The sequence below is a fragment of the Pseudoalteromonas sp. SG44-5 genome, from assembly GCF_014164175.1.
GTDB classification, from domain to species: domain Bacteria; phylum Pseudomonadota; class Gammaproteobacteria; order Enterobacterales; family Alteromonadaceae; genus Pseudoalteromonas; species Pseudoalteromonas nigrifaciens.
Genome location: NZ_JACJES010000041.1, coordinates 2969 through 8331, shown reverse-complemented (window position 1 = coordinate 8331; position 5363 = coordinate 2969). Strand labels below are relative to the sequence as shown.

5 protein-coding genes and 1 tRNA gene are annotated in these 5363 nt (G+C 40.4%); 1 reads left to right on the top strand and 5 read right to left on the bottom strand.

The window, feature by feature from the left end; all coding sequences use genetic code 11:
* The 4 genes from H5079_RS17895 to H5079_RS17880 form a co-directional block, all read right to left on the bottom strand.
* On the bottom strand, positions 1-635 hold a 635-nt coding region (locus tag H5079_RS17895), incomplete at its 3' end, for a translation initiation factor IF-2 associated domain-containing protein (protein WP_182684592.1).
* A 25-nt stretch (positions 636-660) separates the two neighbouring features.
* Entirely contained in the window at positions 661-2160 is a 1500-nt protein-coding gene (nusA, locus tag H5079_RS17890; protein ID WP_011327685.1) for a transcription termination factor NusA, read from the bottom strand.
* Positions 2161-2198: 38 nt separating this feature from the next.
* A complete protein-coding gene (gene rimP / locus H5079_RS17885; protein ID WP_041454374.1) occupies positions 2199-2654 on the bottom strand; it encodes a ribosome maturation factor RimP in 456 nt (151 codons plus the stop codon).
* A 279-nt stretch (positions 2655-2933) separates the two neighbouring features.
* Positions 2934-3010: transfer RNA gene (locus H5079_RS17880), tRNA-Met, on the bottom strand.
* A gap of 290 nt (positions 3011-3300) precedes the next feature.
* Here H5079_RS17880 and H5079_RS17875 point away from each other — a divergent pair.
* Positions 3301-4854: a cryptochrome/photolyase family protein gene (locus tag H5079_RS17875; protein WP_182684591.1), complete on the top strand. Its 1554-nt coding sequence runs from the start codon at positions 3301-3303 to the stop codon at positions 4852-4854.
* Between the two features lie 80 nt (positions 4855-4934).
* Here H5079_RS17875 and H5079_RS17870 read toward each other — a convergent pair.
* The coding region (locus tag H5079_RS17870) for an Hsp20 family protein (RefSeq protein WP_182684590.1) at positions 4935-5363 on the bottom strand (429 nt) is incomplete at its 5' end.

Below are 5363 nucleotides of genomic sequence, written 5' to 3'. Positions count from 1 at the left end.
TTTCTTGCTTCTTCTGCTTGACGTTTCGCTTCTTCTTCAGCTTTCTTCAATGCGGCCTCTTCTGCTTCTCTTTGCAGACGCTCAGCTTCGATGCGATCTTTCTCAGACTTAGCACTTTGCTCTGGGGTCATCTGCTTTTGTTTCGCTTTACGCTCTGCATCAGCTTTGCGTTTAGCTTCTTCTTTAGCTTTACGATCAGCGTCTTCTTTCGCTTTACGTTCTGCCTCTTGTTTCGCTTTCAATTCTGCGGCTTCTTGTGCAGCTTTTTGCTGCTCTTCAAGGCGCAGTTTTTCTTCAGCGGCTAGGCGTAGCTCTTCTTGCTCTTGCTCCATTGCGCTTTTCTTCACGTAGGTACGTGTTTTGCGAACTTCAACTTGAACAGACTTTGCTTTGCCCGTTGAGCCAGTCACACTTAATGTGCTTTTGCTCTTACGTTGCAATGTCATACGCGCTGGGCCATCTGAACCTGTGCCGCCATGCTGCTTGCTTAAGTGATCAAGTAACGTCGCTTTTTCAGCTTCGGTTACGCTTTCGCCTGCTTGCTTGGTAATACCGGCTTGTGAAAACTGCTGTAGCAATTTATCAACAGTTGTACCTATATCACCGGCTAGTTTTTCAACATTTACTTCTGCCATAGTCTCTAATACCTCCGTTAATAAATTACTCGTCTGCAAACCAACAAATGTTACGTGCAGCCATAATCAGTTCACCTGCTTTTTCAGGTGATAGTTCTGTAATATCCACTAATTCATCAATACCTTGCTCAGCTAAGTCTTCAAGTGTAATTACACCCTTGCTTGCCATAACAAATGCTAAATGACGTTCTAAGCCTTCAAGCGCAAGTAAGTCTTCAGCTGGCTCTGCGCCATCTAAGCTTTCTTCCGTTTTAAGTGCTTTAGTGGTTAATGCGTCTTTTGCACGTGAGCGCAATAGATCAACCGTTTCTTCATCTAAGCCATCAATTTCTAAAAATTCAGATGCCGGTACATACGCAACTTCTTCAAGTGACGAGAAACCTTCGTTAATTAATAATGAAGCAAATTCATCATCAATTTCTAAATTTTCAGTAAATAAGTTAAGTAACTTATCTGACTCAGCTTCGTTTTTGCTACGCATGTCTTCAACAGTCATTACGTTTAGTTCCCAGCCAGTTAATTGGCTAGCTAAACGAACGTTTTGACCATTACGACCAATAGCTTGTGCTAGGTTATCAGCTTCTACAGCGATATCCATTGAGTGCGTATCTTCATCCATTACGATTGAAGCTACTTCTGCAGGTGCCATTGCGTTAATAACAAATTGTGCTGGGTTATCATCGTAAAGTACGATATCAACACGCTCACCGCCAAGTTCTGACGATACAGCTTGAACACGTGCGCCACGCATACCTACACAAGCACCAATTGGGTCAATACGTTTGTCGTTAGACTTAACCGCAATTTTAGCGCGCGAACCTGGATCACGTGCAGCGGCACGTAATTCAATCATTTCTTCGCCGATTTCTGGCACCTCAATGCGGAACAATTCCATTAGCATTTCAGGCTTAGAACGCGTTACAAATAATTGTGCGCCACGTGCTTCTGGCTTAACTTCGTATAGAAGACCGCGAATACGATCGCCTGGGCGGAAGTTTTCACGCGGTAGCATGTCGTCACGGTAAATTACCGCTTCTGCATTATTACCTAAATCAAGAACGATCGCGTCACGAGTGGCTTTTTTAACCACACCCGTTACTAACTCACCTTCTTTACTTTTGTATTCTTCTACAACTAAAGCACGCTCAGCTTCACGTACTTTTTGTACGATAACTTGCTTAGCCATTTGGGTTGTAATACGGTCAAATTTAATTGAGTCAATTTGCTCTTCAACGAAGTCACCCATTTGCAAGTCAGGTTCTTCAACTTGCGCTGCTTCTAGGGTAATTTCGCTGTATGGGTTCTCTAAAGACCCATCTTCTAATACTGCAGCAATCTGCCAGCGACGGTAAGTATCGTAGTCACCTGTTTTACGGTCAATTGCTACACGTACGTCGATGTCACCACCGTGCTTTTTCTTTGTTGCTGTTGCTAGAGCGAACTCTAAAGCTTCAAAAATCTTTTCTTTTGGAACCGCTTTCTCATTGGAGACGGCTTCAGCAACCAATAATATCTCTTTTGCCATGGGTTATGCCTCGCTTGCCCTATTCCTTTGCGCTCGAATTAAAACTTTGCAATTATGTTCGCACGCTCAATGTTGCTAAGCATAATTAAATGCTCTGTACCATCACTAGATAGTGTAATCATATCGCTAGTAACTGCTATTAAATCGCCTTTAAAATTACGACGACCGTCTTGTGGAAGTTTAGTACGTAATTGTACTTCCTCTCCTTGCGCCTGCTCGTAGTGATCTTGTTTGAATAATAGACGATCAACACCAGGAGACGATACTTCCAAATCATATTCATTTGTAATTGGGTCTTCGACATCTAAAATCGCACTTATTTGGCGACTCGCATCTGCACAATTATCAACTGAGATCCCAGCCTCATGAGTAATATAAACTCTTAAGGTAGAATGGCGACCCGCTTGTACAAACTCAAGACCATGTAATTCAAAACCTAACATTTCTACCGCTGGCGTTAACATAGCTACTAAATCTTGTTCAAGTTTTGTCACGAAAATCCTCCATACAAACAAAAAAAGGGCTTATAGCCCTAAAATATTGAGTTTAAATTTTGATTTGATCACCATGTCACAAATCAAACAGTGCAGATACAACAACGCCCCGAACCAAGCGGGGCGTCACACCAAAAAGCACAAAACTGTGTGGCCTAGGGCCAAGCTTGGTTGCGAGTCAAAAATCTGACTAAATTAAACTACAGTAGCTTAAACGCAAAACGCGCATTACTTAGAATGCGCGATATAAATTAGTAAGATTAAACCCACTATTATGATTGGTTGCGGGAGCCGGATTTGAACCGACGACCTTCGGGTTATGAGCCCGACGAGCTACCAGACTGCTCCATCCCGCGCCAATAGATACTAAACTTAATAATTTAATATCGCTGTTAGTAATATCTTTCAACATACTAAACAATGGCGGGTATTATAAGTATGTACGCCGTAATTAGCAACCATAATAAGTAATAAGTTTATAAAAAAAGTGACACCAAATAGCGTGTTTATAATTTAACGCGTAATTATTTAATTTTGTTAATTTTTGCACTTATTATCCAAATTTAGGAATTTTTAAATCTATGTTTTTATAAAGTAAGCGATCTTGATGTAATAATTTTGCGTATTAAATTTATTTGGCTTAGGCATGACACACTTTAATACTCTTAGACTCATTTTGGGCGATCAGCTCAACCCTGCTCACTCATGGTTTAAAAATAAACAAACCAATACCTTATATGTTATTGCAGAGCTAAAACAAGAAACCAGCTATGTTAAGCACCATATTCAAAAAATCAGTGCATTTTTTTGCGCAATGGAAAACTTTGCAACAGCATTAAACCAGGCCGAATTTAATGTACTGCATTTAACATTAAACGAAACCTGTAATGATAAAGATTTACCCGCATTGCTTACCCGAATAGCGGCGCAACATCAATGCAATACTATTGAGTATCAATACCCAGACGAATATAGATTAAAAACCCAGTTAGCCCACTTTGCAAACACCAGCCCATTAACGGTTAGCGGGGTTGACAGCGAGCATTTTTTACTGCCCTTTGAGGAAATAAAACACCGTTTTGTAAAAGATAAACACATAACGATGGAGCATTTTTACCGCACAATGCGCAAACAATTTAATATATTAATGGATAGTAACAAACCACACGGTGGAAAGTGGAACTTTGATAGTAATAACAGAAATAAATTTTCAACCGCCGACTTAGCGCAAATCCCGCCACCTAAATTATTTAATAACGATGTAAGCGCTATAATTGCGCGTTTAAATAAACATAATGTTAGCTACTTTGGTAAAGCCGCAGAACAACTCCCTTGGCCCACAACCCGAAAACAAGCCATTAGCTGCTTAGATTATTTTTGTTGGTATTTACTGCCTCATTTTGGCCAGTTTCAAGATGCAATGACAGAGCAAGGTAAACATAACAATAGCCTGTACCATAGCCGCTTATCGTTTGCTTTAAATGCAAAGTTAATACACCCACTGTATGTAATAAAGCGTGTAATAGCCCAATACGAACAACGCCCTAATGATATTTCTATTGCACAAGTAGAGGGGTTTGTTAGGCAAATACTGGGCTGGAGAGAGTACGTACGCGCAATTTACTGGATTAACATGCCAGATTACGCAACTAAAAATCAGCTTAAAGCCAAAAATACATTACCGCCGTATTTTTGGCATGCTAAAACTAAAATGAACTGCATGCACCATGCGCTCTGTGAAAGCTTAACGACTGCATACGCCCATCATATTCAGCGTCTTATGGTTATTGGTAATTTTTGTTTATTAACGGCTATAAACCCAGATGAGGTTGATGCTTGGTATTTGGGCGTTTATATAGATGCTATTGAATGGGTAGAAATGCCCAATACTCGGGGTATGAGCCAATTTGCCGATGACGGAATTATTGCAACCAAACCTTATGCGGCAAGCGGTAACTATATTAATAAAATGAGCGACTACTGCAAAAACTGCCACTATAAAGTAAAACAAAAAGTGGGTGATGACGCCTGCCCGTTTAATAGCCTTTACTGGCATTTTATGCACACGCACAGAGCAAAATTAGAAAAAAACCCACGCATTGGCATGGTGTATAAAAACTGGGATAAACAAGAGAATACGTTACAGCAAAGTACATTACAGCAAGCAACTTACTATTTGAACAATCTGGAAAGCCTGTAACTTTTAACTTTTTATCAGAACAGCAAAAAGCCGCTAAAAAGCGGCTTTACGGGGATAATCAAAAACTAAGCTTATTTAAATTACTTGCCTTCTATAAGGCTACCACTGCCTATTTCAATTTTGCGTGGTTTAAGTGCTTCTGGTATTTCGCGTTCAAGGTTAATGCTCAATAAGCCATTTGCTAAATCGGCACCAAGTACTTTTACGTGATCCCCCAGCTGAAATTTACGCTCAAAGTTGCGCTCTGCAATACCTTGATGAATAAATTTACGCTCACTCGCTTGCTCTTTACCCGTTTTAATACCTGCAACAACTAGTGTGTTGTTTTCTGATTCTATGCTCAGCTCGCTTTCGCTAAAACCAGCAACCGCCATAGTGATTCTATATTTGTCTTTATCGAGCGCTTCGATATTGTAAGGAGGAAAGCTTGGCTGCTTATCTGAACTTGCTGCCGCATCCATTAAAGACGCTAAATGATCGAAACCGATGAATGAACGATAAAGGGGTGA